General features: G+C 67.8%; 19 protein-coding genes. 8 read left to right on the forward strand and 11 right to left on the reverse strand.

Annotated elements, in window-relative coordinates; genetic code table 11:
- Positions 1 to 31: 31 nt before the first annotated feature.
- Positions 32 to 805 (reverse strand): RNA methyltransferase, encoded by a 774-nt coding sequence (locus tag AC1DIQ_RS01855; protein ID WP_152153452.1) that lies wholly within the window; start codon positions 803 to 805, stop codon positions 32 to 34.
- A 119-nt stretch (positions 806 to 924) separates the two neighbouring features.
- Between AC1DIQ_RS01855 and AC1DIQ_RS01860 the strand changes: the two genes are divergently transcribed.
- Positions 925 to 1,752, forward strand: a complete 828-nt coding sequence (locus tag AC1DIQ_RS01860) for an inositol monophosphatase family protein (protein WP_019182815.1) — start codon at positions 925 to 927, stop codon at positions 1,750 to 1,752.
- 457 nt (positions 1,753 to 2,209) lie between these two features.
- Here the strand turns inward: AC1DIQ_RS01860 and htpX are convergent, their stop codons facing one another.
- Positions 2,210 to 3,082, reverse strand: coding sequence for a protease HtpX (gene htpX / locus AC1DIQ_RS01865; protein ID WP_121038240.1), 873 nt, complete (start codon positions 3,080 to 3,082; stop codon positions 2,210 to 2,212).
- Positions 3,083 to 3,175: 93 nt separating this feature from the next.
- Between htpX and gluQRS the strand changes: the two genes are divergently transcribed.
- From gluQRS to phaR, 3 genes are all read left to right on the forward strand, one after another.
- The gene (gene gluQRS, locus AC1DIQ_RS01870; protein ID WP_478049351.1) at positions 3,176 to 4,081 is read left to right on the forward strand and encodes a tRNA glutamyl-Q(34) synthetase GluQRS; all 906 of its coding nucleotides are present in this window, start codon (positions 3,176 to 3,178) and stop codon (positions 4,079 to 4,081) included.
- A 53-nt stretch (positions 4,082 to 4,134) separates the two neighbouring features.
- On the forward strand, positions 4,135 to 4,875 hold the full coding sequence (phbB, locus tag AC1DIQ_RS01875; RefSeq protein WP_152153448.1) for an acetoacetyl-CoA reductase: 741 nt from the start codon (positions 4,135 to 4,137) through the stop codon (positions 4,873 to 4,875).
- Between the two features lie 121 nt (positions 4,876 to 4,996).
- Entirely contained in the window at positions 4,997 to 5,542 is a 546-nt protein-coding gene (gene phaR, locus AC1DIQ_RS01880; RefSeq protein ID WP_152153446.1) for a polyhydroxyalkanoate synthesis repressor PhaR, read from the forward strand.
- A 122-nt stretch (positions 5,543 to 5,664) separates the two neighbouring features.
- Here the strand turns inward: phaR and AC1DIQ_RS01885 are convergent, their stop codons facing one another.
- From AC1DIQ_RS01885 to AC1DIQ_RS01910, 6 genes are all read right to left on the reverse strand, one after another.
- A complete protein-coding gene (locus AC1DIQ_RS01885; protein WP_461770330.1) occupies positions 5,665 to 6,627 on the reverse strand; it encodes a TraB/GumN family protein in 963 nt (320 codons plus the stop codon).
- 2 nt (positions 6,628 to 6,629) lie between these two features.
- Positions 6,630 to 7,568, reverse strand: coding sequence for a DUF1684 domain-containing protein (locus tag AC1DIQ_RS01890; protein WP_478049352.1), 939 nt, complete (start codon positions 7,566 to 7,568; stop codon positions 6,630 to 6,632).
- Positions 7,569 to 7,578: 10 nt separating this feature from the next.
- The gene (gene mutL, locus AC1DIQ_RS01895; protein ID WP_478049353.1) at positions 7,579 to 9,450 is read right to left on the reverse strand and encodes a DNA mismatch repair endonuclease MutL; all 1,872 of its coding nucleotides are present in this window, start codon (positions 9,448 to 9,450) and stop codon (positions 7,579 to 7,581) included.
- Between the two features lie 107 nt (positions 9,451 to 9,557).
- On the reverse strand, positions 9,558 to 11,174 hold the full coding sequence (locus tag AC1DIQ_RS01900) for an N-acetylmuramoyl-L-alanine amidase (protein WP_478049505.1): 1,617 nt from the start codon (positions 11,172 to 11,174) through the stop codon (positions 9,558 to 9,560).
- Between the two features lie 88 nt (positions 11,175 to 11,262).
- Positions 11,263 to 11,745, reverse strand: a complete 483-nt coding sequence (gene tsaE / locus AC1DIQ_RS01905) for a tRNA (adenosine(37)-N6)-threonylcarbamoyltransferase complex ATPase subunit type 1 TsaE (RefSeq protein ID WP_259261485.1) — start codon at positions 11,743 to 11,745, stop codon at positions 11,263 to 11,265.
- Positions 11,746 to 11,747: 2 nt separating this feature from the next.
- On the reverse strand, positions 11,748 to 13,226 hold the full coding sequence (locus AC1DIQ_RS01910; protein ID WP_478049354.1) for an NAD(P)H-hydrate dehydratase: 1,479 nt from the start codon (positions 13,224 to 13,226) through the stop codon (positions 11,748 to 11,750).
- A gap of 72 nt (positions 13,227 to 13,298) precedes the next feature.
- Between AC1DIQ_RS01910 and queG the strand changes: the two genes are divergently transcribed.
- Both queG and xseA read left to right on the forward strand, forming a co-directional pair.
- The gene (gene queG / locus AC1DIQ_RS01915) at positions 13,299 to 14,387 is read left to right on the forward strand and encodes a tRNA epoxyqueuosine(34) reductase QueG (RefSeq protein ID WP_152153436.1); all 1,089 of its coding nucleotides are present in this window, start codon (positions 13,299 to 13,301) and stop codon (positions 14,385 to 14,387) included.
- Between the two features lie 60 nt (positions 14,388 to 14,447).
- Positions 14,448 to 15,788 carry an exodeoxyribonuclease VII large subunit gene (gene xseA / locus AC1DIQ_RS01920; protein WP_478049355.1) on the forward strand — a complete coding sequence of 447 codons (1,341 nt, stop codon included), beginning with the start codon at positions 14,448 to 14,450 and terminating at the stop codon, positions 15,786 to 15,788.
- Between the two features lie 33 nt (positions 15,789 to 15,821).
- Here the strand turns inward: xseA and AC1DIQ_RS01925 are convergent, their stop codons facing one another.
- Entirely contained in the window at positions 15,822 to 16,724 is a 903-nt protein-coding gene (locus tag AC1DIQ_RS01925) for a M48 family metallopeptidase (protein WP_121038276.1), read from the reverse strand.
- A 109-nt stretch (positions 16,725 to 16,833) separates the two neighbouring features.
- On the reverse strand, positions 16,834 to 18,732 hold the full coding sequence (locus AC1DIQ_RS01930; protein ID WP_478049356.1) for a formylglycine-generating enzyme family protein: 1,899 nt from the start codon (positions 18,730 to 18,732) through the stop codon (positions 16,834 to 16,836).
- A 228-nt stretch (positions 18,733 to 18,960) separates the two neighbouring features.
- Here AC1DIQ_RS01930 and rnd point away from each other — a divergent pair, with 228 nt between their 5' ends.
- Both rnd and AC1DIQ_RS01940 read left to right on the forward strand, forming a co-directional pair.
- Positions 18,961 to 20,043: a ribonuclease D gene (gene rnd / locus AC1DIQ_RS01935; RefSeq protein WP_478049357.1), complete on the forward strand. Its 1,083-nt coding sequence runs from the start codon at positions 18,961 to 18,963 to the stop codon at positions 20,041 to 20,043.
- Positions 20,044 to 20,313: 270 nt separating this feature from the next.
- Entirely contained in the window at positions 20,314 to 21,492 is a 1,179-nt protein-coding gene (locus tag AC1DIQ_RS01940) for a serine hydrolase domain-containing protein (protein ID WP_478049358.1), read from the forward strand.
- An 88-nt stretch (positions 21,493 to 21,580) separates the two neighbouring features.
- Here the strand turns inward: AC1DIQ_RS01940 and AC1DIQ_RS01945 are convergent, their stop codons facing one another.
- A complete protein-coding gene (locus AC1DIQ_RS01945) occupies positions 21,581 to 23,926 on the reverse strand; it encodes a TonB-dependent receptor (protein WP_478049359.1) in 2,346 nt (781 codons plus the stop codon).
- Positions 23,927 to 24,041: the final 115 nt, after the last annotated feature.

Consider the following 24,041-nt stretch of genomic DNA (forward strand, 5'->3'; position numbering starts at 1 on the left):
GACTACCCGAAAAAATGAGAACTGCGTCAGCTTACAGGGGCTTATTGGTCGCCAATCTCGCCATGCGCTGTGCGTCGGAGAGGATGCCGCGCAGCAGGCGCACTTCCTGTTCGCTCAATTCGGTGCGCAGGAACAGGCGGCGCAGCTTGCGCATCGCCGATTCAGGGGCACGGCCCTTGTGGAAATCGATCTCATCCAAGGTGTCACCCAGCTGGCCGAACAGGCCTTCCACCTGGGCATGGCTGGCCGGCGCTTCGCCGAAGCCGGGGTCGGCCGGGGCGGCGGCCGGGGCATCGGCCGCGCCGAGAATGGCCATGCGCACTTCATAGGCCAGCACCTGGACGGCGGCGGCCAGATTCAATGAACTGAAGTCCGGGTTGGACGGAATATGGACGGCGGCGTGGCAGAGCTGCAGCTCTTCGTTGGTCAGGCCGGTGCGTTCACGGCCGAACACGAAGGCCACTTCGGCCGGCTCGGCCGCCTTGGCCAGCACGCGCTGGGCAGCCACGGCAGGCAGCAGCTCTTCCAGCTGGACCCGGCGCGAGCGGGCGGTACAGCCCAGCACGAACCGGCAGTCGGCCACGGCCTCGGCCAGGGTCGCCACGACCGGCGCGTCGCCGAGGACGTCTTCGGCACCGGCCGAGCGGCGGAAGGCCTCTTCATCCAGCGGTTTTTCCGGGGCGACCAGGACCAGGCGGCCCAGGCCCATGGTTTTCATGGCGCGTGCGGCCGCCCCCATGTTTCCGGGGTGCTGGGTGCCGACCAGGACAAAGCGGATGCGGGCGGGAGCGGTTTGAACGGACATGAACAGGCCAAATGCGAGCAGGACAGCGACAAATGGTAAACTGTGCGGCCGGCCTCTGCGCCGGGACCGCTCTTTTCCCCCGCCAAACCCCTACTCTGCCTTTACGGGAGCTTTTCGCCATGCAGAAACCCGCCGTCACCGTCATGGTCAAGGCCGCCCGCCTCGCCGGCAACGTCCTGTTGCGCAACATCAACAAGCTCGAGGCGTTGAACGTCGTGCAGAAGGGCCGCATGGACTATGCCAGTGAAGTCGATGCAGATGCGGAAAAGGTCATCGTCAAGGAACTCAAGCGCGCCTATCCCGAATACGGGATCATGGGTGAGGAAGGTGGCGTGCAGTCGGTCAACCGTTACATGTGGGTCATCGATCCGCTGGACGGCACCAGCAACTACCTGCGCGGCTTCCCGCATTACTGCGTGTCCATCGCCCTGGTCGAGAACGGTGAGCCGATCGACGCGGTGATCTTCGATCCGCTTCGCAATGAACTGTTCACCGCCAGCCGTGGTGCGGGCGCGGTGTTCAATGACCGTCGTATCCGGATTGCCGAGCGCAAGGATCTGGGCGGCGCGATGATCCATACCGGTTTTGCACCGCGTGAGCGCCAGCGCACGAGCGCGCAGCTGAAGGCGGTGGACGCACTGCTGGTACAGGCCGAAGACGTGCGCCGCACGGGTTCGGCGGCGCTGGATCTGGCCTATGTGGCCTGTGGCCGTGCCGATGCGTACTTCGAGGCCGGTGTGAAGGCCTGGGACATCGCCGCCGGTGTGCTGCTGGTCCGTGAGGCCGGTGGCCGTGTGTGCGATTTCAAGGGCGCGACCCCGGCCCGCATGGACAGCCGTGGTCCGGAAACCCAGCAGATCGTCGCGGGCAACGTGAAGATCAGCGATGCGCTGCAGAAGGTGCTGGTCAATACGGGCTACGCGGCGGAGTTCGACGCGAAGTTCTGATCGGGCTGGATCTGATCTGCATGATGACGGCGCCTTCGGGCGCCGTTGTTGTTTGTGGGCTGTCATCGTGCGCCGTTCTGGACGCGTCATAGCGAGCCTGGCTCGTCGTGCTTCGGTAGTGCCGACCGCTGGTCGGCTGCTGTTGAATGCTGGCAACGGTAACGGCAACGGCAGCGGCAGCGCTTCCATTGCTGAGGGCGAGAGGCCGGTGGGTAGCCTGGGCCAAGACGCGCCGTAAACCCATCCCTGGGGGCTCGTGGGCGCCATCCATGGCGCCCTGACGGTCTTGGCCCAGGCTACCCACCGGCCTCTCGACAGATCTCGATGTGGCGGATGGGAGAGCTCAACGCTCCTGACATCTACTGGACGGCACTGACATTTTTTGGTCGCGGGCGCCCGCCCAACAAAAAACGCCCGGCGGGAGCCGGGCGTTCTGCTCTGCGCACTGCGGTGTGGGTTACACCACGGTGTTGTTGGCGGCGCGCAGGGCGGCGATGCGCTCGTCCAGCGGGGGGTGGCTCATGAACAGCTTCTTGGCAGCGCCGCCGGCGATGCCGAAGGCGGCGATCTGGGTCGGCAGCGTGCTCTGGCCGTGGTTGACCTTCAGGCGTTCCAGGGCGGCGATCATCTTCTGGCGGCCGGCCAGGTGGGCGCCACCGGCGTCGGCGCGGAATTCGCGGTGACGGGAGAACCACATGGAGATCATGGTGGCGAACAGGCCGAACACCATTTCCAGGACGAACACGATGATGTAGTACGCAAAGCCGCGGCCGCCGCCTTCGCGGTTGCCGGACAGGGCGCTGTCGATGAAGCCGCCGACGATGCGGGCCAGGACGATCACGAAGGTGTTGAGCACACCCTGCAGCAGGGCCATGGTAATCATGTCGCCATTGGCGACGTGGGCGATTTCATGGCCGAGCACGGCTTCGGCTTCGTCTTCGCTCATGTTGTGCAGCAGGCCGGTGGAGACGGCGACCAGGGCCTTGTTGCGGTTGGCGCCGGTGGCGAAGGCGTTGATTTCCGGGCCTTCGTAAACCGCCACTTCGGGCATGCCGATGCCGGCTTCGCGGGCCTGCCGTTCCACGGTGGCCAACAGCCAGCGTTCGGTCGGGTTGCGCGGCTCGGTGATCACGACGGCGCCGGTGGAGCGCTTGGCCATGAACTTGGAGAGCAGCAGCGAGATGAACGAGCCGCCGAAACCGAAGATGGCCGCGAAGACCAGCAAGCCGCTCATCTGGTTGGGATTGACGCCCAGTACCGACATCACGATGCCGGCCAGGATCAGCACCGCAAAGTTGGTCAGCAGGAAGAGAGCAATGCGACTGAACATGGGAAAAGGACGCTCATGGGAGGTTGATGAGTGCAAATCTGCGGTGACTTCAGCTTGAATTCAAGTCGCAAACTGACCGACGATTCATAGTCCATGTCTGATTCCTCCTATTGCGGGCGCTTTGCGCCCTCGCCTACCGGCCCCCTGCACCCCGGCTCGCTGCTGGCGGCGCTCGGCAGCTGGCTGCTCGCCCGCCATGCCGGCGGCCAGTGGCTGGTGCGGGTGGAGGACGTCGATCCTCCTCGAACGGTGCCTGGAGCGGTGAGCGGCCAACTGGCCGCACTGGCCGCCTTCGGGCTGTGCAGTGACGGGCCGATCGTCCATCAGAGCCAGCGCGATGCGCTGTACCAGGGCGCGCTGGACCGGCTGCTGCGCGAGGGCAAGGCGTTTGCCTGCCACTGCAGCCGCAGCGAGCTGGCCGCGCAGGGCGGCATCCATCACCACTGCGTGGCCCGCGCCGCGCGTGCGCAACCGGCGGTGCGGCTGCGGGTGCCACCGGGCAGCGTGGTGGGGTTCGACGACGGCTTGCAGGGCCGCATCGTGCAGGACGTGCACGCCGAGGTCGGCGATTTCGTGCTGCGCCGGGCCGATGGCTTCTGGGCCTATCAGCTGGCAGTGGTGGTCGACGATGGCGCGCAGCGCGTGACCGACGTGGCGCGCGGGGCCGATCTGCTCGAATCCACGCCGCGCCAGATCCTGCTGCAGCAGGCCCTGGGTCTGCCGACACCGCGCTACCTGCATCTGCCGCTGCTGCTCGGCCCAGAGGGGCGCAAGCTCTCCAAGTCCGAGGCGGCGCTGCCGGTGGACCCCGCCCAGCCGCTGCCAGCGCTGCGCCGGACATGGGCGCAGCTGGGCCAGGATCCGGCGATCGGTGCAGGGGCCGATGAGGTGGGCGGGTGGCTTCGGCAGGCGGCCGATGGCTTTGATCCGGCGCGATTGCCACCGGGCGACATTCCGCTGCCGCACGCCGCTGGCGAGGCCGCCCCTTTTGCCCGCTGATGTTGCAGAATCCTGTTCCCCCTTGTTCGCCCTGCCTTTCGGAGTAGCTGCTCATGACATCTCGCGTCGCACTGGTCACCGGTGGTACCGGCGGTATCGGTACTGCCATCTGCCAACGCCTGGCCGACCAGGGCCATCGGGTCGCCACCAACTACCGCGACGAAGCCAAAGCCAAGGCCTGGCGCGAGAAGATGTTGGCGCGCGGCTGCGATGTGGCGATCTTCCCGGGCGATGTGTCCGACCCGGGCACCGCCGAGAGCATGGTGCAGGCCGTTGAAGCGGCGCTGGGCCCGGTCGAGATCCTGATCAACAACGCCGGCATCACCCGAGACACCACCTTCCACCGCATGCGTGCGGACCAGTGGCACGACGTCATCAACACCAACCTCAACTCGGTGTTCAACGTCACCCGCCCGGTCATCGAGGGCATGCGCCGCCGCGGCTGGGGCCGGGTCATCCAGATCAGCTCGATCAACGGCCTGAAGGGCCAGTACGGCCAGGCCAACTACGCCGCCGCCAAGGCCGGCATGCACGGCTTCACCATTTCGCTGGCGCGCGAGAATGCGGGCTTCGGCATCACCGTGAATACGATTTCGCCGGGCTACGTGGCCACCGACATGGTGATGGCCGTGCCGGACGAAGTGCGCGCCAAGATCATCGCCGACATCCCCACCGGCCGCCTCGGCAAGCCGGAGGAGATCGCCTACGCGGTGGCCTTCCTGGTCAACGACGAAGCCTCCTGGATCACCGGCTCCAACCTGGACATCAACGGCGGCCACCATATGGGGTGGTAACGGCCGAAATTGCTGCACTCCATGTTGCGCAACATAAATGCGGCCCCTTGCTACCTATGGCGGTTGCATAGGCTGCTGCACTGCGCCATGCTGCGCGCCTACTGTGATGAGTGACTGCTTCATGGCTGCGACCCGCATTATCAAGAAGTACCCGAACCGCCGGCTCTACGACACGGAAATCTCCAGCTACATCACCATAGAGGATGTGCGCCAGCTGATCCTGGACGGTGAGGACTTCGAGGTGCGTGATGCCAAGAGCGGCGATGACCTGACCCGCTCGGTGCTGCTGCAGATCATCGCCGACCAGGAGCAGGACGGCGAACCGATGCTGTCCACCCAGCTGCTCAGCCAGCTGATCCGCTTCTATGGGGACTCGCTGCAGGGCTTCATGGGCAATTACCTGGAGCGCAGCATGCAGGTCTTCCTGGACCAGCAGCAGCAGTTCCGCCAGCAGATGGGCAATCTCCTCGGCCAGACTCCCTGGGCGATGATGAACCAGCTGACCGAGCGCAACATGGAGATGTGGCAGGACTTCCAGCGCAACATGGGCACCGGCTTCGGCGGCCGCCCGGGTGGCACCGGGACAGGTACCGGCACGGGTACGGGTACGGGTACCGGCAAGAAGCCGGAAACGCCGGCACCGGGTGCAGGCAAAACCCGCCGCTGAGCCGCCGGCGTGGCGCAACAAAGAAAAAGGCGCAGCCCTCGGGCCGCGCCTTTTCTCGTTTCGGGGCCGGGCGACGTCACCGTCGCCGGCCGTCCAGCCCTATCGCCGTCCGGCCGCGCGCATCAGCGCTTGGGCTTGGCACAGCCGGTGCAGACCCGCTCGACCTTGTAGCCCTTGGCGCGCAGCTTCTCGACCACGCCGTCGTTGCCGAGCAGATGCAGCGTGCCGACCACCACCATCGTGCCGCCCTGCCCGGCCTGCAGATGCTGCTGCAGCTTGGGTACCCAGGCATCGTTGCGGTCGGTGTTGATGCGCTTGTACAGCTGCGGGTACTGGCCGCGCATCTCGGTGGCCATCGAGGTCCACAACAACTTGTCGTCGCCACGGCGCCAGGCATCGTGCAGCTTGCGCCCCATCTCGTCGCCCTTGCCGGCCTGTTCCAGCGCTTCGGCCACCATCTGCTGCTGTTCCTTGGCCGTCATCCCCGACAGCACCGCGATCTGGGTATCGATGTCTTCCAGCCCGGCGGTCGCCTTGCCGGCACTCGCGGCGCGGGTCATGAAATGGCGATCCAGGCCGAGCGCGGGGTCCAGTCCCATCTTGGTGAACTGGCTCAGGGTGATGGTCAGGCCGACGAACCACGGCTTCATGCCCTGCAGTTGGGCCAGCGGCAGCTTGTTCTCCTGCGCATAGGCCTGCAGCCTGGTCCAGGTCGCGGCGTCCAGGTCGCGTTTGAGCTCCGAACCATCGGTGCGCATCGCGGCCTGCACCATTTTCTGCGCCAGCTGCGGCGATTCCATGTCCTGCGGCGACAGCTCGAACACCACCCGCTGCGAGGCCGTGAACGCCTGGTCGACATCGGCAGAGAGCGGGTAATCGCTCGGCTGCAGCAGATGGAACGAACCCAGCAGATACAGGCGGCTGTCGCCCGGGCCGGTCACCTTCCACAGCAGCGGGACCGGCGGGGTGGCTTTCGCCGCTGTCGGCACGCTCGGCGCCACCGGGCGCGCGTCGGCGCTGCCCGTACCGAACAACAGGCTCGCAGCGATCAGCAACGGGGACACGACACGCGACAACATCGAGATCATCAAGCCTCTCCTTCAGGGGCGTGGTACGCCTGCTCCCCTGCGTCCACACGCAGGTCCAGGCGGTTTTCAGGGGGTGTCAGCGGACAGGTCGCGAACGGCGTGAACGCACACGGTGGGTTGTAGGCGTGATTGAAATCGATCACCACCCGGCCCTGGTCATCGGGGGCGGGCAGATCCAGATAGCGGCCGGCCGGATAGCTGCCGTGGCCGCTGGTGCGATCGCCGAAAATCACGAACAGCTCGCGACCAGGCTCGCCGATCGCCTCCAGCCGCCAGGTGCGGCCGTCGCGCTCGAATTCCAGCGTGCCGGCATTGGGCATGTTCGTGGTCAGCCCGGTGATGTCCACGATCGGCAGCGTCTTGCCGGCCGGATGTGGCACGAAGCGCGCGGTGATGCGCCAGGAGGGACCACCCGGCCAGTAGGTCAGGCCCGTGAAGTTCGTCCGCGAGGGGGCATCGGCGTGCTTGACCCGCAGCGCCAAACGCTCACCGCGATGGATCAGGCTGAGCCGGCCCTTGTCGTCATCGAAGGCGATCACTGTCGGGGTGGGATCGCGATCGCTGAAGAAGCGGATGCGGCCGGTGACCGGCTTGCCCTCCACGCGCATCGGCACGCCACGCTCCGGCGTGAACCAGACGGAGTTGCCGTCACGCGCGACCATGCCCAGCTTGTCCGGGCCGACCGCCAGACGGATGCCGCTGCCCGGCCCACGCCCGATGTAGTGCGCCTTGTATTCCAGCCAGTGCAGGCCAACCAGGCTGGTCCAGCCATCGGCGGCGTGCAGTTCTTCGTAGCGCTGTTGGCGCCACTGCTGTTGTTCGGCGGCGAAGGCCGGATCGATCGCCACCTTCGCCGGTGCCGCCTCGTTCTTTTCGCCGCATCCTGACACGCTGACTGCCAGCAGCAACGCGGCGGTCCACACTCCCCAGTGCTTCATGACCTTCCTCTCAACGTCCGCGCAGGAACCAGCGGTCGATTTCCGCCAGCGAAAAACGGGCCCAGGTCGGTCGGCCGTGATTGCACTGACCCGAGCGTTCGGTGATTTCCATGTCGCGCAGCAGGCCGTTCATTTCCGGCACGGTCAGGCGCCGGTTGGCGCGCACGGCACCATGGCAGGCCATGGTGGACAGCAGTTCGTCGCGGGCACTGGCGATGCGTCGGCTCTGGCCATGCTCGCGCAGGTCGGTCAGCACGTCGCGCAGCAGCGCTTCGGGTTCGGCATTGGCCAGCAATGCCGGAATGCTGCGCACATGCAGTGAGCCCGGCCCAGCGCGGGTGATTTCAAAGCCCAGCGAGGTCAAGGTCTCGGCCTCGCGCTCGGCGGTGTCGGCATCGCGTTCGCCCACCGCCAGGGTGATCGGCACCAGCAGCGGCTGCGCATGCAGGCCCATGCCATCGTGCGCGGTTTTCAGGCGCTCGTAACCGATGCGCTCGTGCGCAGCGTGCATGTCCACCACGATCAGGCCTTCGGCGTTCTCGGCGAGGATGTAGATGCCATGCAGCTGTGCGATCGCATAGCCCAGCGGCGGTACGCCACTGTCGGCTGCGGTCACCGGCAGGCCGTTTTCGCTCGGCATCGGCGGCAGGCTGCTGGTCGCTGCGGTACCGCCCGGCGCGCCATACAGCGCTGCGTAGGCGGACGGCGCATCGGCCACACGCAACCCCAACGGTGATTGCTGCGGGCGCCAGTCGCCGCCCATGCCACCGCCAGCGCCGTTGCCGGCGAGTGCATAGCCGGTACTGCCCGACGACGGCAGCCCGTAAGCGGGGGCCGCCGTGGCGGCACTCTCGGTGGCATGCACCTGGGGGCCGGCCGCGGTCATGCCGGCACGGGTTTCGGCCAGCGCTTCCTTGAGCGTGCGGTAGACGAAATCGTGGATCAGGCGCGAGTCGCGGAAGCGCACTTCATGCTTGGCCGGATGCACGTTGACATCGACGCGGGTCGGGTCGAGTTCCAGGAACAGCACGTACGCGGGCTGACGACCGTGGAACAGCACATCGCCGTAGGCCATCTTCACCGCATGGGCAACGCTGCGGTCGCGCACCGAGCGGCCGTTGACGTACAGGTACTGCTGATCGGTGCTGGCCCGCGAATAATGCGGCTGCGCGATCCAGCCGTGCAGACGCAGGCCGGCACCGCTGTGATCCACGCGCAGTGCCTGGTTGGCGAAGTCTTCGCCCAGCGTTTCGCCCAGGCGCGCATCCGAGTACAGATCCCCGGGCTTGTAGCGGCGCGAGGGTTTGCCGTTGTGCGACACGCGCAGCTCCACATCCGGACGCGCCAGCGCGAGCGAGCGCAACCACTCTTCGATATGGCCCAGCTCGGTGCGCTCGGCGCGCAGGAACTTGCGGCGCGCCGGCACGTTGTAGAAGAGCTCGCGCACTTCTACCGTGGTGCCGGGCGCCTGCGCGCGCGGGGTGACTTCGCCCAGCCGGCCGCCCTCGATATGCAGGGCCGAACCGTGCTCGTCGATGGCGCGGCGCGAGCTCAGGGTGAAGCGGCTGACCGAGGCGATCGACGGCAGCGCTTCGCCGCGGAAGCCGAGCGTCGCCACCGATTCCAGATCATCCAGGCTGGCGATCTTGCTGGTTGCATGCCGCGACACGGCCAACGGCAGCTCTTCCGGAGCGATGCCACCGCCGTCGTCGCGGATGCGGATCAGCCGCACACCGCCCTCTTCCAGGTCGATATCCACGCGGGTGGCGCCGGCATCCAACGCGTTCTCGACCAGTTCCTTGACCACGGACGCAGGGCGTTCGACCACTTCGCCGGCGGCGATCTGGTTGATCAGGATCTCAGGGAGTTGGCGGATGCTCATGCGCACCTCCAGGCAGTGGAGGTGGCAGGCATGGCAGCGGTGGGAATTCGGGAAACGGACGTCATCCCGTGATGATAGCGTGCGCCGGGCGGTGCAGCCCGGCGGGGTTACTTGCTGCCGCCCGCCACGGTGCCGGCGGCATCGATTTCAGCCTGCGCGCGCGCGGCGTACAGGGTGCCCGGCGGCGGCTGGCGGCTGAAGAAGGTGTGCACACCATCCAGCACCGCACCGGCGATCTGGCGCTGGTAGGCCGGATCGATCAGGCGGCGCTCTTCATCCGGGTTGGAGATGAAGGCGGTTTCGACCAGCATGGCCGGCATGTCCGAGGTGCGCAGCACCGCGAAGTTCGCACGTTCAATGTTGGGCTTGTGGTTCTTGCCGATCCGCTTCAGGCCGCCCAGCACATGCCCGGCCGCGTCTTCGGAGGCCTTCATGTAACCGCTCTGGGCCAGATCCAGCAGCACGTTGGCCAGGGTGCCTTCGGTCTGCTGCAGGCGCACGCCACCCACCAGATCGGCGGCGTTTTCCTTGTCGGCCAGCCAGCGCGCACGCTGCGAGGAGGCGCCCTTGGTGGAGAGCACGTACACCGACGAGCCGGTCGCGGCCCGGTTCTCGGCGGCATCGGCGTGGATCGAGATGAACATGTCGGCCTTGGCCGCACGCGCTTTCTGCGCGCGCATCGGCAGCGGAATGAACACGTCGCTATCGCGGGTCAGGTAGGCCTTCAGCCCGGGCGTCGCGTTGACCTGGCGGGCCAGTTCACGTGCCACCGCCAGGGTGATGTCTTTTTCGCGCTTGCCGGTCGGGCCGACGGCGCCGGGATCCTGGCCGCCATGGCCGGGATCGATCGCGATCACCAGTGGACGCATGCCGGCGCGCATCTTCACGCGCGAAGCGTCGCTGGGCATGGCCGGACGCGGGTTGTCCTGCAGCGCCGGGGTCGGCGCGGGCGCCGGAACCGGGGCACTGGCCACGACCGCCGGGGTCGACTGGCCGGCCAGGATCGCGGCCGGCGACGCACTGTTGCTGGCCGCGTTGGCGGTCCCTGCGGCAGCGACGTTGACCGTGGTGGCCGTCGCGGCAGCCGGGCCCGGCGCCGAGGTGGCGACCGTGGCGCTGGCCTGCTGGCGTACCGACGCGGTCAGCAACGCGGTGGCGCGCGCGGCATCGCTGCGTGCCTGTGCAGTCTGGGCGGCGGTCGGTGCAGGGGTCGGTGCAGGGGTCGGTGCAGGGGTCGGTGCCGGCGCGGTGGCCGGCGTCGAAGCCGCTGGCGTGGGCGAAGGTGCTGCGGCCGGGGTGGGCGCGGGCGCACTGGCAACGGTGGCCGCGGCCGGCGCATCGCCCGGCCACTCGATCACCAAGCGCGACTCATTGCCCTGCTTGATCATCTGCGGGCGGAACGGCGCGACCGATTCGGCCAGATCGAACACCACGCGGAACGTGCCTGGCACCGGCTGCCCGGTGCGGACAGCGGTGACCACGCCCTTGGGCGCAGGCAGTGTGAGGTTGCGGATCGCGCTGGAATCCGGGAAATCCACCACCAGCCGGTTCGGACCGGCCAGGGACAGGGTCTTGTAGCCCCCGCTGCCGGCCAGCGAAATCTCCGCACGGGTACCGGTCGCACCGGTCTCCACGGCCACCTGGCGGACTTCGCCCGCCCACGACAGCGCGCTCGCCAGACAGAGTCCGACGGCAGTGCAGAGGGCGGCGAGTGATTTCCCCATTGGCATGGGTCTGGATTCAATCACCGCGCTGAATGAAATGCAACTCCTTTTCCCTTAATAATCCGTAACCTGCCGGTGTTTCCTAGTGTCAGCCGACAGAAAGGGCCTGCAAGTCACCCCCTTGGGGCAGCCGTGCGAGCCATTCACGACCGGCCGGACTGGTGGCGGTGAGCCGGGCGCGACGCCCCTGTCCTTGGATATCCAGGGCCACTTCGAGGTCCGTCGGCGGCAATGCACCGGCACCGCGCTCGGGCCATTCGACCAGCCACAGCGAGGCGCTGCCTTCGTCCAGCCCGAGGAAATCCAGCTCCTGCGCGTTGCCGATCCGGTACAGATCCAGGTGCCAGGCCTCGTGGCCGTCGGCGAGCGGGTAGCGCTCCACCAGGGTGTAGGTCGGGCTGCGGATCGCCCCCTGCACGCCCAGCGCGCGCAGCAGTGCGCGGGCCAGGGTGGATTTACCGGCCCCCAGGTCGCCCTGCAGCTGCATCACCGCCTGCGGCGGCCGGGTCGCGGCCAGCCATTGCCCGAGCAGGTCGGTGTCTTCGGTCTGCGCGAGGAAAAACTCGATCATGTTCAACCGTCCGGATTGACCAACCGGCGCAGCGGCGCCAGCAGATCGGTGGGAAGCAGGCCCCGCTGGCCGTCACTGGCGGCGGCATCGCCGGCCAGGCTGTGCAGCAATGCGCCGGTGCTGGCGGCATCGAAGGCGCCCAGCCCCTGCGCACGCAGGGCGGCAATGATGCCGGTGAGCAGGTCGCCCATGCCACCTACGGCCATGCCGGGATTGCCGGCCGCCATCACCCGCGGCAGCGCATCGGGCGCGGCGACCACGGTGCCGGCGCCCTTGAGCACCACCACCGCGTGGAAACGCTCGGCAAGCGCTTTGGCAGCCGTGAAGCGGTCGGCCTGCACCTGCGCGGTGCTCAGCCCAAGCAGGCGCGCGGCCTCCCCCGGGTGCGGGGTCAGGATCGCGTCATGGAGTGGCTGCGGCGCCTTGGCCAGCAGGTTCAGGGCGTCGGCATCGATCACCAGCGGCTTGCCGCTGGCCAGCACCTGGCGCCAGAGTTCGTGCGCCCAGTCGTCCTGGCCCAGGCCAGGCCCGATCGCAATCACACCCGCGCGGGGCAGCAGGGCCTGCAGCTCCTGCGCGTCCTGCACGGCATGCACCATCGCTTCGGGCAGGCGCGCCAACAGCGGTGCGACATGCGGTGACTGGGTCGCCACACTGACCAGCCCTGCGCCGGCGCGCAACGCCGATTCACTGGCCAGCATCACCGCGCCGCCGCTGCCGAGGTTGCCGCCCACGCACAGCACGTGGCCGGATTCGCCCTTGTGGGTGTTGGCGCGCCGCGCCGGCAGCTGCGCGCGCAGGCGCGGTTGCTGCCAGCACTCGGCGCTGTGCTGCACGCCTTGCCCAGCGTCTGCAGGCAGATCCAGCGCGGCCAGGCGGCGACCGCCGACATGCTCCAGCGCTGCGCCGGTATACAGCCCCTGGTGGCGCACGATGAACTGCAGGGTGACCGTGGCACGGATGGCAACGCCCGGCACGTGACCGGTGCGCGCATCCACGCCGCTGGGCACGTCCAGCGACAGCACCGGCACGCCAGCGCCGTTGATGGCCGTGATCAGATCCACCGCGGCACCGGCCGGCGCGCGGTTCAGGCCGATGCCGAACAGCGCGTCCACCAGCAGGTCCATCGGCGGGAGAACGCCATCGAAGCGCCCCACCGCACCGCCGGTGGCGAGGAACGCCTGCTCGGCCCGCTGCGACAACGGGGTAGCCGGCGCATCGGTGTCCAGCCGCAGCACCGTCACCGGGCGGCCGGCTTCACGCGCCAGACGGGCCAGCACGTAGCCATCGCCTCCGTTGTTGCCGGTCCCCACCACCACACCGATGCGCTGCGCCTGCGGCCAGCGCTCCAGCAGGCAGTGCCAGGCGGCCTGGCCGGCCTGTTCCATCAGCGAGGCACCGCCATCGCCCAGCAAGGCACTGGCCTGCGCATCCAGGCGGCGCGCAGCGGCGATATCGAACAGTTCAGCAAGCTGGGGCATGCCGGGATTCTATACTTGTCGCCCAGGCGCAGCCTTGCCGCGCCCTCCCCAGGCTCCGTTTCCGCCCAGGCCATGTCCGCCGTTCCCCTGCCCGCCCCCGTCCATCTGGCCCGTGCCGCCGAACGCATCCGTGCGATCGCGGGCGTGCACGGCTTCCAGCGCTGTGGCGTGTCCGGCATCGATCTGCGCGAAGACGAGGCGCACCTGGCCGATTGGCTGGGCAAGGGCCTGTACGGCACGATGGAGTGGATGGCGCGCCACGGCACGCTGCGTGCGCGGCCGGATGAACTGCTGCCGGGCACGGTGCGGGTGATCTCGGTCGGCATGGATTACGGCCACAAGGACGACGCCGAAGCCTGGGCCACCCTGCACGATGGCGACCGCGCCTACGTGGCGCGCTATGCGCTGGGCCGCGATTACCACAAGCTGATGCGCAACCGGTTGCAGAAGTTCGCCGACAGCATCGCCGCGGAGATCGGGCCGTTCGGCTATCGCGTGTTCGTCGATTCGGCCCCGGTGCTGGAGCGTGCGCTCGCCCGCAATGCCGGGCTGGGCTGGATCGGCAAGCACACCTGCCTGATCGACAAACAGGGCGGCTCGTGGTTCTTCATCGGCGAAATCTACGTCGACCTGCCGCTGCCGGTGGATACACCGGCCAGCGCACACTGCGGCACCTGCACGCGCTGCATCGATGTCTGCCCGACCCAGGCGATCATCGCCCCGCACCGCCTGGATGCACGCCGCTGCATCTCCTACCTCACCATTGAACACGACGGCGCGATTCCCGAGGACATGCGCACGGCGATGGGCAACCGCATTTACGGCTGCGACGACTGCCAGCTGGTCTGCCCCTGGAACAAGTTCGCCAAGCGCACCGACGAGCCGGATTTCCGCGCGCGCAACGATCTGGACACCGCCTCGCTCGCCCAGCTGTTCGCTTGGGAAGAAGACGAGTTCCTGCGCCGCACCGAGGGCAGCCCGATCCGCCGCAGCGGACATGAACGCTGGCTGCGCAACATTGCCGTGGCGCTGGGCAATGCCCCCACCCACGCCGAAACACTGGCCGCGCTGCAGGCACGACGCGAGCATCCTTCGGCGATCGTGCGCGAACATGTGGCCTGGGCCCTGCAGCAGCACGCCAACCGCACCTCCGCGGGATGAAGCATCGCCGCCGACGTGCGACCATGGCCCCCCGTTCGTACCGTTTGGCCTGATTCCTCCATGGACCGCAGCGCGCAGATTCTCACGCCCAGCCAGCTCAACATCCTGGCCCGCGACCTGCTGGAAGGCGCGTTTCCCCTGATCTGGGTGGAGGCCGAACTGGGCAGCGTGACGCGCCCTGCCTCGGGCCATCTATATTTCACGCTGAAGGACGCGCGCTCGCAGATCCGCGCCGCGTTGTTCAAGCCCAAGAGCCAGTGGCTGAAGTTCGTGCCGCGCGAAGGCATGCGCGTGCTCGCGCGTGGCCGGCTGACCCTGTACGAAGCCCGCGGCGAGTACCAGATGGTGCTCGACCACATGGAGGAAGCCGGCGAAGGCGCCCTGCGCCGCGCCTTCGAGCAGCTCAAGGCACGCCTGGAGGCCGAGGGCCTGTTCGCGCCGGAGCGTAAACGCCCGCTGCCGGCGCATGTGCGTCGCCTGGCGGTGATCACCTCGCCGACCGGCGCGGCGGTGCGCGACGTGCTGAGCGTCCTTGAACGGCGTTTCCCGATGCTCGAGGTCGATCTGCTGCCCAGCCTGGTGCAGGGCGACAGCGCAGCCGCGCAGATCACTTCGCTGCTGCGTGCTGCCGATGCCAGCGGCCGCTATGACGTGATCCTGCTGACCCGCGGTGGCGGCTCGATGGAAGATCTCTGGGCCTTCAACGACGAGCAGCTGACCCGCGCGATCGCGGCCAGCCAGACCCCGGTGGTGTCTGCCGTGGGCCACGAAACCGACTTCAGCCTGGCCGACTTCGCCGCCGATCTGCGCGCGCCGACGCCGTCGGTCGCGGCCGAACTGCTGGTGCCTGATCAGCGTGACCTGCTGCTGCGTGTGCGTCGCCTCGATGCACGTCTGGCGCAGCTGCAACGGCACAGCCTGGGGCAGGCGATGCAGCGCGCGGACCGTGCCCTGCTCCGCCTCAACGCACAGAGCCCGCAATCACGCCTGCAGCTGTTGCAGCGCCGTCAGCAGGATGTCGCGCGCCGTCTGCACGCAGCGTGGTCCACACAGCATCAAGGCCGTCTGGCCCAGCTGCGCCACGCAGCGGCCGTGCTGCGCAGCGGTCATCCGCAGCGCCGGCTGGATGCCCTGCGTGAGCGCCTGCAACGCCTGCAGCCGCGTGCGGACAGCGCGATCGGTCGCCAGCTGCAGCGCGACGCCCTGCGCCTGTGTGCGCTCGCCCGTTCGATGGAGGCAGTCAGCCCGCTGGCCACCGTCGCGCGTGGCTACGCGATCCTGACCCGCGAGGACGATGGCAGTCTGGTGCGTTCGCCGTTGCAGGTGCGCCCGGGCGACACGCTCAAGGCGCGCGTGCAGGACGGCGTGATCGATGTAACGGTCAACGAACCGGCGCGCTGATCCGGCGCGCCCAAGCCGCTGCGCGGTTCGCCTTCAACGTCCCGCGCTTTCGCAGAATTTCTGCCGGTATTCCATCGCCTTGGGCATCAACGCCTGCAGGTTCTGGATGCGCGTGCCCGGGTTGGGATGCGTGGACGCGAATTCCGACGTCGACTGCCCACCACTGGCCTGTCCCATCCGCTCCCACAGCGGAATCGCTTCCTGCGGATCGAAACACGCTGCCGCGGCCAGCATCAGGCCCACTTCATCGGCCTGGGTTTCATGACTGCGCGCGTACGGCAGCAGGTAGCCGTAGCCCATCGCCGACATCATCATCTGCTGCTGTTGCGGGTCCATGCCGCTGGCGGCACCGGCCATCTGCCCGATCTGGGTCATCTTCTGCTGGGCCATGCGCTGGGCGCCATGGCGCAGCAAGGCATGTGCGATTTCATGCCCCATCACCACCGCCATCGCATCCACCGTACGCGCGACCGGAATCAACCCGGTGTAGACCGCCATCTTGCCGCCCGGCAGGCAGAAGGCGTTGGCCTGATCGGAGGGGATCACGTTGACTTCCCATTCGAAATCCCGCGCGAAATGGGCTGGCTTCAGGCCATGTTCTTCGGCGAGGGCGGTCTCCACCACGTCCACCTTGGCGATCAGGCGCTGGGCGATCGCCTGGATTTCGCGCGACTGCGGTGCACTGGGATCCAGCGGCCGCTCCTGCGCCAGGATCTCCTGGTAGGCCTGCAGGCCCAGCGCCTTTTCCTGGGTCGCATCGAGCGAGCTGTCGATCAGCACGCTCTCGCCGGTGTACGGATCCACCGCACGGTTGGAGAACCAATAGAACGCGGCATAGCCGGCGAAGGCCAGCAGTACCCACCAGCGGATGTTGCCGAACAGGCCCGGCCGCCGGGCGCGGCCCTGCTGCTGACCGCCGAATGGATCGTTGCGCATGCGCGTGGTTCCTGAGATGGCCGCGGCACCCTGCCCGACACTGTGCCAATCCTAGAACGCGCGCCGGGGGGCCGGGTGAAATCCCGTCACCCCACGACGGGGAGATCCCTCAGATGCCTCGGACCAGGCGGAAGCCGATCCGTGCGCTGGTGGTGTCCGAATCCTGCGATTGCCGCCACGCCGCGCGGGTCTGTGCCGGCGCATTGGCCCAGTTGCCACCGCGGATCACGCGCTGCCGGCAGCCCGGGTTGAACCAGGCCACGCCATCGGACGGCGCACGCCGGTAGCTGGCATGCCAGCAGTCGGCCACCCATTCGCTGAGGTTGCCGGCGATGTCGTGCAGGCCCCACGGGTTGGGATCGAAGCTGGCCACCGGCGCCGGCCCCCAATACCCATCGCCGTAGCCGACGAAGGCGTTGTACCAGTGCCGCCCGGAGGGCGAGACATCCTCGGCCCCGGTGAAATTGCCCGCACGCGCGGGCGGCGTGCCTGCATCGCCCCACGGGTACCGGCCGCTGCTGCCGGCGCGCAGGGCGTATTCGAATTCGGCCTCGCTGGGCAGCCGGTAGGAGCGCCCGGTCTGCTCGGACAGCCAGGTCGCGTAATTCTCGGCATCGCGTACGCTGACGTGCATCACCGGCAGGTTGGCGATCGCCTCGGCCCCGTTGTAATCGGACTGCCAGTCCACCCCGCTGCGCCGGACGAAGTTGCCGCTGCGCTCGTCATACACGATCGAATGACCGCGCCGCGTGGCCCGGGGGCGGGCCTTGGTAGCCTGCACATAGCGGCGGAAATCGGCGACCGTCACTTCCGTGATCGACATCGCGAAACCACGCTCGAAGCGCACGTAGTGCGCGGGTTTCTCGGCATCGGTCGCGCCGAGCTCGTTCTCGGCCGCGCCCATCTGGAAGCCGCCGTGCGGCACCACGATCATCTGCGGCCCGCGGCCGCCATCGCGCAGCGCATCGCTGAACACCTGCCGCGGCCGGAAGCTGCCGTAATGGGTGACCAGTTCGATGCGCTCGCGCAGCTGCCCCACGACAGGATCACCGGGCAGCGCGATGCGCAGGGCATCTTCCAGCTTCTGCCGGGCCGGCTTGAGTCCCTGCGGCGTGGCCAGATCGCGCAGGCCCTCGTTACGCAGCCGCGCCAGGGTGTCGGAGCGGATCGTTTCGATACGTTCGAAGGCGTCGGCAATGGTGATGGAGGAATCCCGGACCTTGGCCGCTTCGGCCAGCCAGGTACCGGCCGTCGCGAAATCGGCCGCCAGCGCCGCCGTCTCGGCACGCCGGATCAGTGCGCTCTCGGCCGCTGCCAGCCCTTGCCGGGCGCGGGGGTTGTCCGCGTCCAGTGCGAGTGCTTCACGGAAATTGGGAATGGCGCCATCGCCGTCTTCGCCGATGCGGTCCGCGCGCAGATCGTCTTCGCCGGCGCGGTTGTACGCCACCACGCGCTGTGCAATTTCCACACGCGACTGCAGCTCGCGCACCTTGGGATCGTCCGGCGCCAGGGTCAGCAATACCAGGGCCATCTCGCTGGCCTGGGCCAAGGCCTCGCGCTGCTTGAGCGGCCGCTCCAACAACGCTGAGGCTTCCTGCAGCAGGCGTTGCCGCGCGCGTTTCAGCCCGGCCTCGGCCACGCGGTCCTTGGGGTCGTGCTGCAACAGGGCAAGCCAGATCGGGATCGCGTCCTCGGCGGTGCGGTACAGCCGGTCTTCCTCGAAGGCGCGTGCGGCGTCGCGGCGTGCCTGGGGGACATCGCCGTCAACGAGGGTGGCAGCAGGCGGCTGCCAGCGCTCCACGGTCTCGGCAGCGTCCTCGCCTCCGATGGTGACCTGCGCCACCGGGGCGCTCGCTGTGCCCGGCGCGGCAGCAGGCTTGGCGGCCGGCGCTGCCGACGGTGCCGGCGCGGGCGCGGGAGAACACGCGGCCAGGATGCCCAACAGAGCAGTGAACAGCAGCGGCAATGGGCCTGACGGTCGCAAATGGGGGTCCTTGGGGCGTGTCATCGTCTTGCTGGTGCCCACGCCACGTCGCAAGCCGCCGCCTGGGGCGCGATGGCGATCCAGGTGGCATGCCGCAGGCGCAGGCAGGGGATCATCATAATCGCCACCGTCGCGGGGGGCGACCGTCCCCGGCCCGGGCGTTCATCACCACACGGCAGGATGCCGGCCGTAGCAGGGCGTTAGGCTATCCTCCCCGACCTGAGCACCCTTTTGCAGTACATGGAATCCCACGTGGCTTACTGGATCAAAACCCCGGCGGAACTGGACGAGCGCTACCGCCAGCGCCCCACCCGCATCGGCCTGGACACCGAGTTCATCCGCGAACGCACCTACTGGCCGCAACTGGCGCTGGTGCAGATGGCCGTCGGTGATGAAATCCTGCTGATCGACCCGCTGATTCCTGGCATGAACGAGGCCCTGGCCCCGTGGCTGGCCGACACCTCGATCCTCAAGATCATGCACAGCGCCAGCGAAGACCTGGTCACCTTCAAGGTCGCCTGCGGCGTGCTGCCGCGCCCGCTGTTCGATACCCAGATCGGTGCGTCGCTGGCCGGCATCGGCGGCGGCATGGGCTACCAGAAACTGGTCACGGCAGTCACCGGCGTCACCCTGACCAAGGGCGAAACCCGCTCGGACTGGATGCGCCGCCCGCTTTCGGAGGCGCAGCTGGAGTACGCCGCCGACGACGTGGAGTACCTGTTCCAGATCCACGACACCCTCGACGCGCGCCTGCAGGAACTGGGCCGCCGCCAGTGGCTGCAGGACGATGCCGAGCGCCTGCTCGCCAGTGTCGAACACGATGAAGAGCGCTGGCCGCACGTGGCGATGCGCTCGGCGCAGTTCATGGATACCCCCGCGCAGCTGCGCCTGCTGCGGCTGCTGCGCTGGCGCGATGTGCAGGCCCGCGCCAGTGACAAGCCGCGCAGCTGGGTGCTCGACAACGAACTGGCTGCCGTGCTCGCCCGCACCCCGCCGGCCGATGTGGAGGCGCTGTCCAAGCTGATGGAAGGCTTCCCCAAGGCCCCGCGCAAACTGGCCGCCCAGGTGTGGCAGGCGCTGACCACCCCGCTTGCCGATGAAGCCGAGGCACCGCTGGCGCTGCCGGCCAACGATGCCAACAAGCAGGCCCTGAAGCGGCTGCAGGATGCCGTCAGCGCGCGCAGCGCCGAACTCGGTCTGCCTGATGGCGTGCTCGCCTCGCGCAAGCACCTGGAAAGCTATCTGGAAAGCCGCCAATGGCCGGCCGCGCTCGCGGGCTGGCGCCAGGCGCAACTGGAGCCGATCCTCTCGGCACTGTTGCCGCCGGCGGCCTGAGCTTCGTGCGTCGGTGCGGATCTCACCGCACCGATGCACCGCTCGCGTCACCTTGCGAGTGCACTGCCGTCGAATTCTGAACGAATCGCACACCGCCCCTGACATGTCGTCATCGGCATGACCGCAGACACATACGCACGTTCAAACCGCATGCAAGAGTGAATCGCACGCAACGCTCCGCGCCTGCAACAGGCCCGGTCCGGACACGGCATCCCGCAGGACCGTGCCGCCGGCGCAGGTTCTGCCCACGCGGCTGCGCAAAGGACTCCCATGCATCTGATCGCGACTCGAAGGAACGCCCCCTCCCCTCGCCGCACCGCGCGCCGCCTGCAGCGCTGGCTCGGCGCGACCCTGCTGCTGGCGGCCACTACGGCCAGCGCTGCCGATGATCTGAACGAACGGCTCGCACAGGCCCTGCAGGGCACCGCCACGCCTGCGATGGGCGTGCTGGTCATCCGCGATGGCAAGATCGCCGAACATGCCGTGCATGGCGTCCGTCGCAATGATGCGACGACACCGGTCACCACGGACGATCAATGGATGATCGGCTCCACCGGCAAGCCGATCACGGTGGCGATGATCGCGCGGCTCGTTGAACAGGGTGTGCTGCGCTGGGATGCACCGCTGTCGACCTTGTTGCCCGACCTTACCGCACAGATGCAGCCGGCCTACCGCAGCGTCACCCTGGTGCAGTTGCTCTCGCACCGCGCCGGCCTGCCGGAAAACCTCACCGACGCCGCCGCACTGGATGCGTTCTTCGTTGATACGCGGGCCCTGCCCGTGCAGCGCGAGGCGTACGTCAAGGCAGCCCTGGCCGAAGCGCCGGTGCATCCGCCCGGCACCGAATTCGCCTATAGCAACAGTGGCTTCCTGATCGCGGCGGTGATCGCCGAACGTGCCACCGGCAAGGACGTGGAAACGCTGATGCAGCGCGAAGTGTTCCAGCCGCTGGGCATGACCGGTGCCGGGTTCGGCCCGACCCCGGCGGGGCAACCGCGGGGCCATCGCGCCGGCAAGCCGGTGACCACCGCACCGCAGAAGGCCGATGACGGGGTGCCACCGATCTACACCGCCGCCGGTAATCTGCACATGCGCCTGCAGGACCTGGCGCTGTTCGCCATCGATCAGCTCGCGGGCAGCCAAGGCAAGGCCACGCTGCTGACGCCGGCCTCATACGCGCTGATGCAGACCGCGCAGCCGGGCAGCGGATCCGGGCTGGACTGGGGCGTGCAGCCCTCGATTGCCGGCCGTCAGGGCCCGGTGCTGGTGCACGGCGGTTCGGACGGTAACTGGCTGGCCTGGGTAGTGCTGTTCCCCGGCCAGAACAACGGCGTGATCGCCATCGCCAACGCTGCCGAAGACATGGGCGCCGACCAGGCCACCATGGGCGTGCTGGGCGGACTGTTCGCCGAGCTGGCGCCGGCTGCAGCCGGGGCGCCCGCCAAGTAACAGAAACGACAACGCCCCGCAGATGCGGGGCGTTGCCGAGACACGCATCATGCTCACCGGTGCCCTGCGGCACCGGCGATCGCGTGTCTTACCAGTTCATGTTGAGCGAAACGCCCACGGTGCGCGGTTCGTTGTAGACCGCGGCCATGTAGTTCTCGATCACACCCTTGAGGTTCTTCTCATTGGTGATGTTGCGCGCGAACAGCGCCACTTCCCAGGCACCGTAGTTGGCGGAGTAACCCAGCTTCAGGCCACCTTCGAAGCTGCCCTTGGAGTTGAACTCGGCCGAGTCATACAGCACGAAGCTGGTGTAACCCTGCTTGTTCCAGTCGGTGGAGACGAAGAACACATCGCTGTCATTGACCGGCATGTCGTAACGCGCCGCCAGGTTGATGTTGTACTTCGGGGCGTTCGGCAGCGGATTGCCGTTGATCTGTGCAAACGTGTTGGCACCGACCTTGATGGTCGGGTCATTCACGGTGCAGACCACGGCGCCGTTCAGCGCGCAGACCTGCGCGTACACGCGGTCGTCCTGGATCTTGCTGTGCAGCAGGCTGACACCGGCGCTCAGGGCCAGGTTCGGGATCGGGCGCAGCTCCATGTCCGCTTCCAGACCGTAAGCCTTGGCCTTGTCGGCGTTGAACAGCACGCCGTTGCCATCCGAATCGTTGCCGTTGAGCTGGATGTCGTTGACCACGTAGGTGAACGCGGCGGCGTTCACGCGCAGGCGGTTGTCCCACAGGCTGCTTTTGATGCCGGCTTCCCAGGACAGGATGGTTTCCGAGTTCGCCGTGGTGAAATCGGCATTGAACACGGCCGAACGGCCCTGGATGGTCGGGCCGCGGAAGCCGCGGGCCACGCGCGCATACACGCTCAGCTGCGGGTTGAACGCATACATCGCGCTCAGGTCCCAGCTCGGCGTGGTGTCGGACATTTCCACGTAGGTGCGACCCTTGTAGGTCACGGCACCGGCGGCGGTATCGGCGGTCTTGAGCAGACGGGTCTTCTTCTCATCCTTGGTCTGGCGCAGGCCGGCGGTCAGGGTGAACTTGTCGGTCACGTCATAGCTGACCTGGCCGAACCCGGCCCAGGAGGTATTGACGTTGCGCAGGCGTACCCAGTTGTTCGGGTTGCGGGCATTGCCCTGCAGGAACCAGGCGCGCTGGTAGAAATCGGTGGTGTCGCGGCCGTCGAAGTAGAACGCGCCGACCTGCCACTTCAGGCGGTTTTCATCGGCGTTGGCCAGACGGAACTCCTGGGTCCACTGGTCCAGATCGCGGATCTGGCCCATCGACTGGCCGTAGCCGTTCGGCACGCCGTTGACCGGGTAGTTCACGGCGGCGCCGCCGTCGGTGTCACCGCGGCTGTAGCCGGAGGTGGTCTCGTAGGCAGTGATCGAGGTCAGCGAGACGTTGCCGAAATCGTAGATCGCCTTCACCGAGCCGCCGTAGGTCTTGTAGGCCTGCGGGTTGTTGTCGGCTTCGTCGTAGGCGACCTTGTCGCGCGGCACGTCGGTCGTGTTGGAGCCCTTGGTCACGGCGCTGCGCAGGAACAGGGTCGAGGTACCGTCGTAATCGCGTGCGTGGGCCGAGGCCAGCAGCGAGAGGTTGTCGCTCGGCTGCAGCAGCAGCTGCGCGCGCACGTTGCGGTCGTCGAAGCCGCCCATGGCGTTCTTCTTCGGCGAGACCGTGCCATCGGCGCTCGGGCCGCTGTAGGTGTTGTCGACGTAATCATCGCGGTGCTGGTACAGCGCCGACACGCGGAACGAGGCGATGTCGTTGATCGGGCCGCCGAAGCCGCCATCGATGGCCACGCTGCCGTACGAGCCATAGCTGGCCTGCACGCGGCCGCTGTAATCCTGGCTCGGCTTGATCGTGTCGAACTTGACGATGCCGGCGGTGGTGTTGCGGCCGAACAGCGTGCCCTGCGGGCCGCGCAGCACCTCGATCTGGTCCACGTCGTAGACCGGGTTGGACTTCAGCACCACGTGTTCAAGCACCACGTCGTCCTGGATGATCGACACCGGCTGCGAGGCACCCAGGTAGAAATCGATGTTGCCCAGGCCACGGATGTAGAAGCGCGGGAAGATGCGGCCGGTGGTGGTTTCGGCGTAGAAGCTCGGCACCTTGCCCGACAGGGCCAGCAGGGTGTCATCGCCGCCAGCGGTGTAATCACGGATCTTCTCGCCCTGCACCACGCCGACCGACACCGGCACTTCCTGCAGGTTGCGCTCGCGATGGTCGGCGGTGACGGTGATGGTGTCCAGCGAGGTCGCGCTGGCGGACTGCGCGTCCTGCGCCGAGGCGGCAGCGGACAGCATCAGCGCAGCGGAGGCGCAGGCCAGCGCCAGCGCGCGGCGGCGCGGCAGCACGGCAGCGGAGAGGGAACGGGAGAGAAGACGCGTCGACACAGGGGCGTGGCGTAGAGCGGGCATGCAGAGGTCTCGGGTAGTACAGATCGGGGCATCCGGCAGATGGCCGGGCACCATAGGAAATCGGCATCGCTGTGGAGACAGCGATGCGGCACGGTATTGGCTGGATGTTGCAGAT

Source organism: Stenotrophomonas sp. 05L413, from assembly GCF_056397945.1.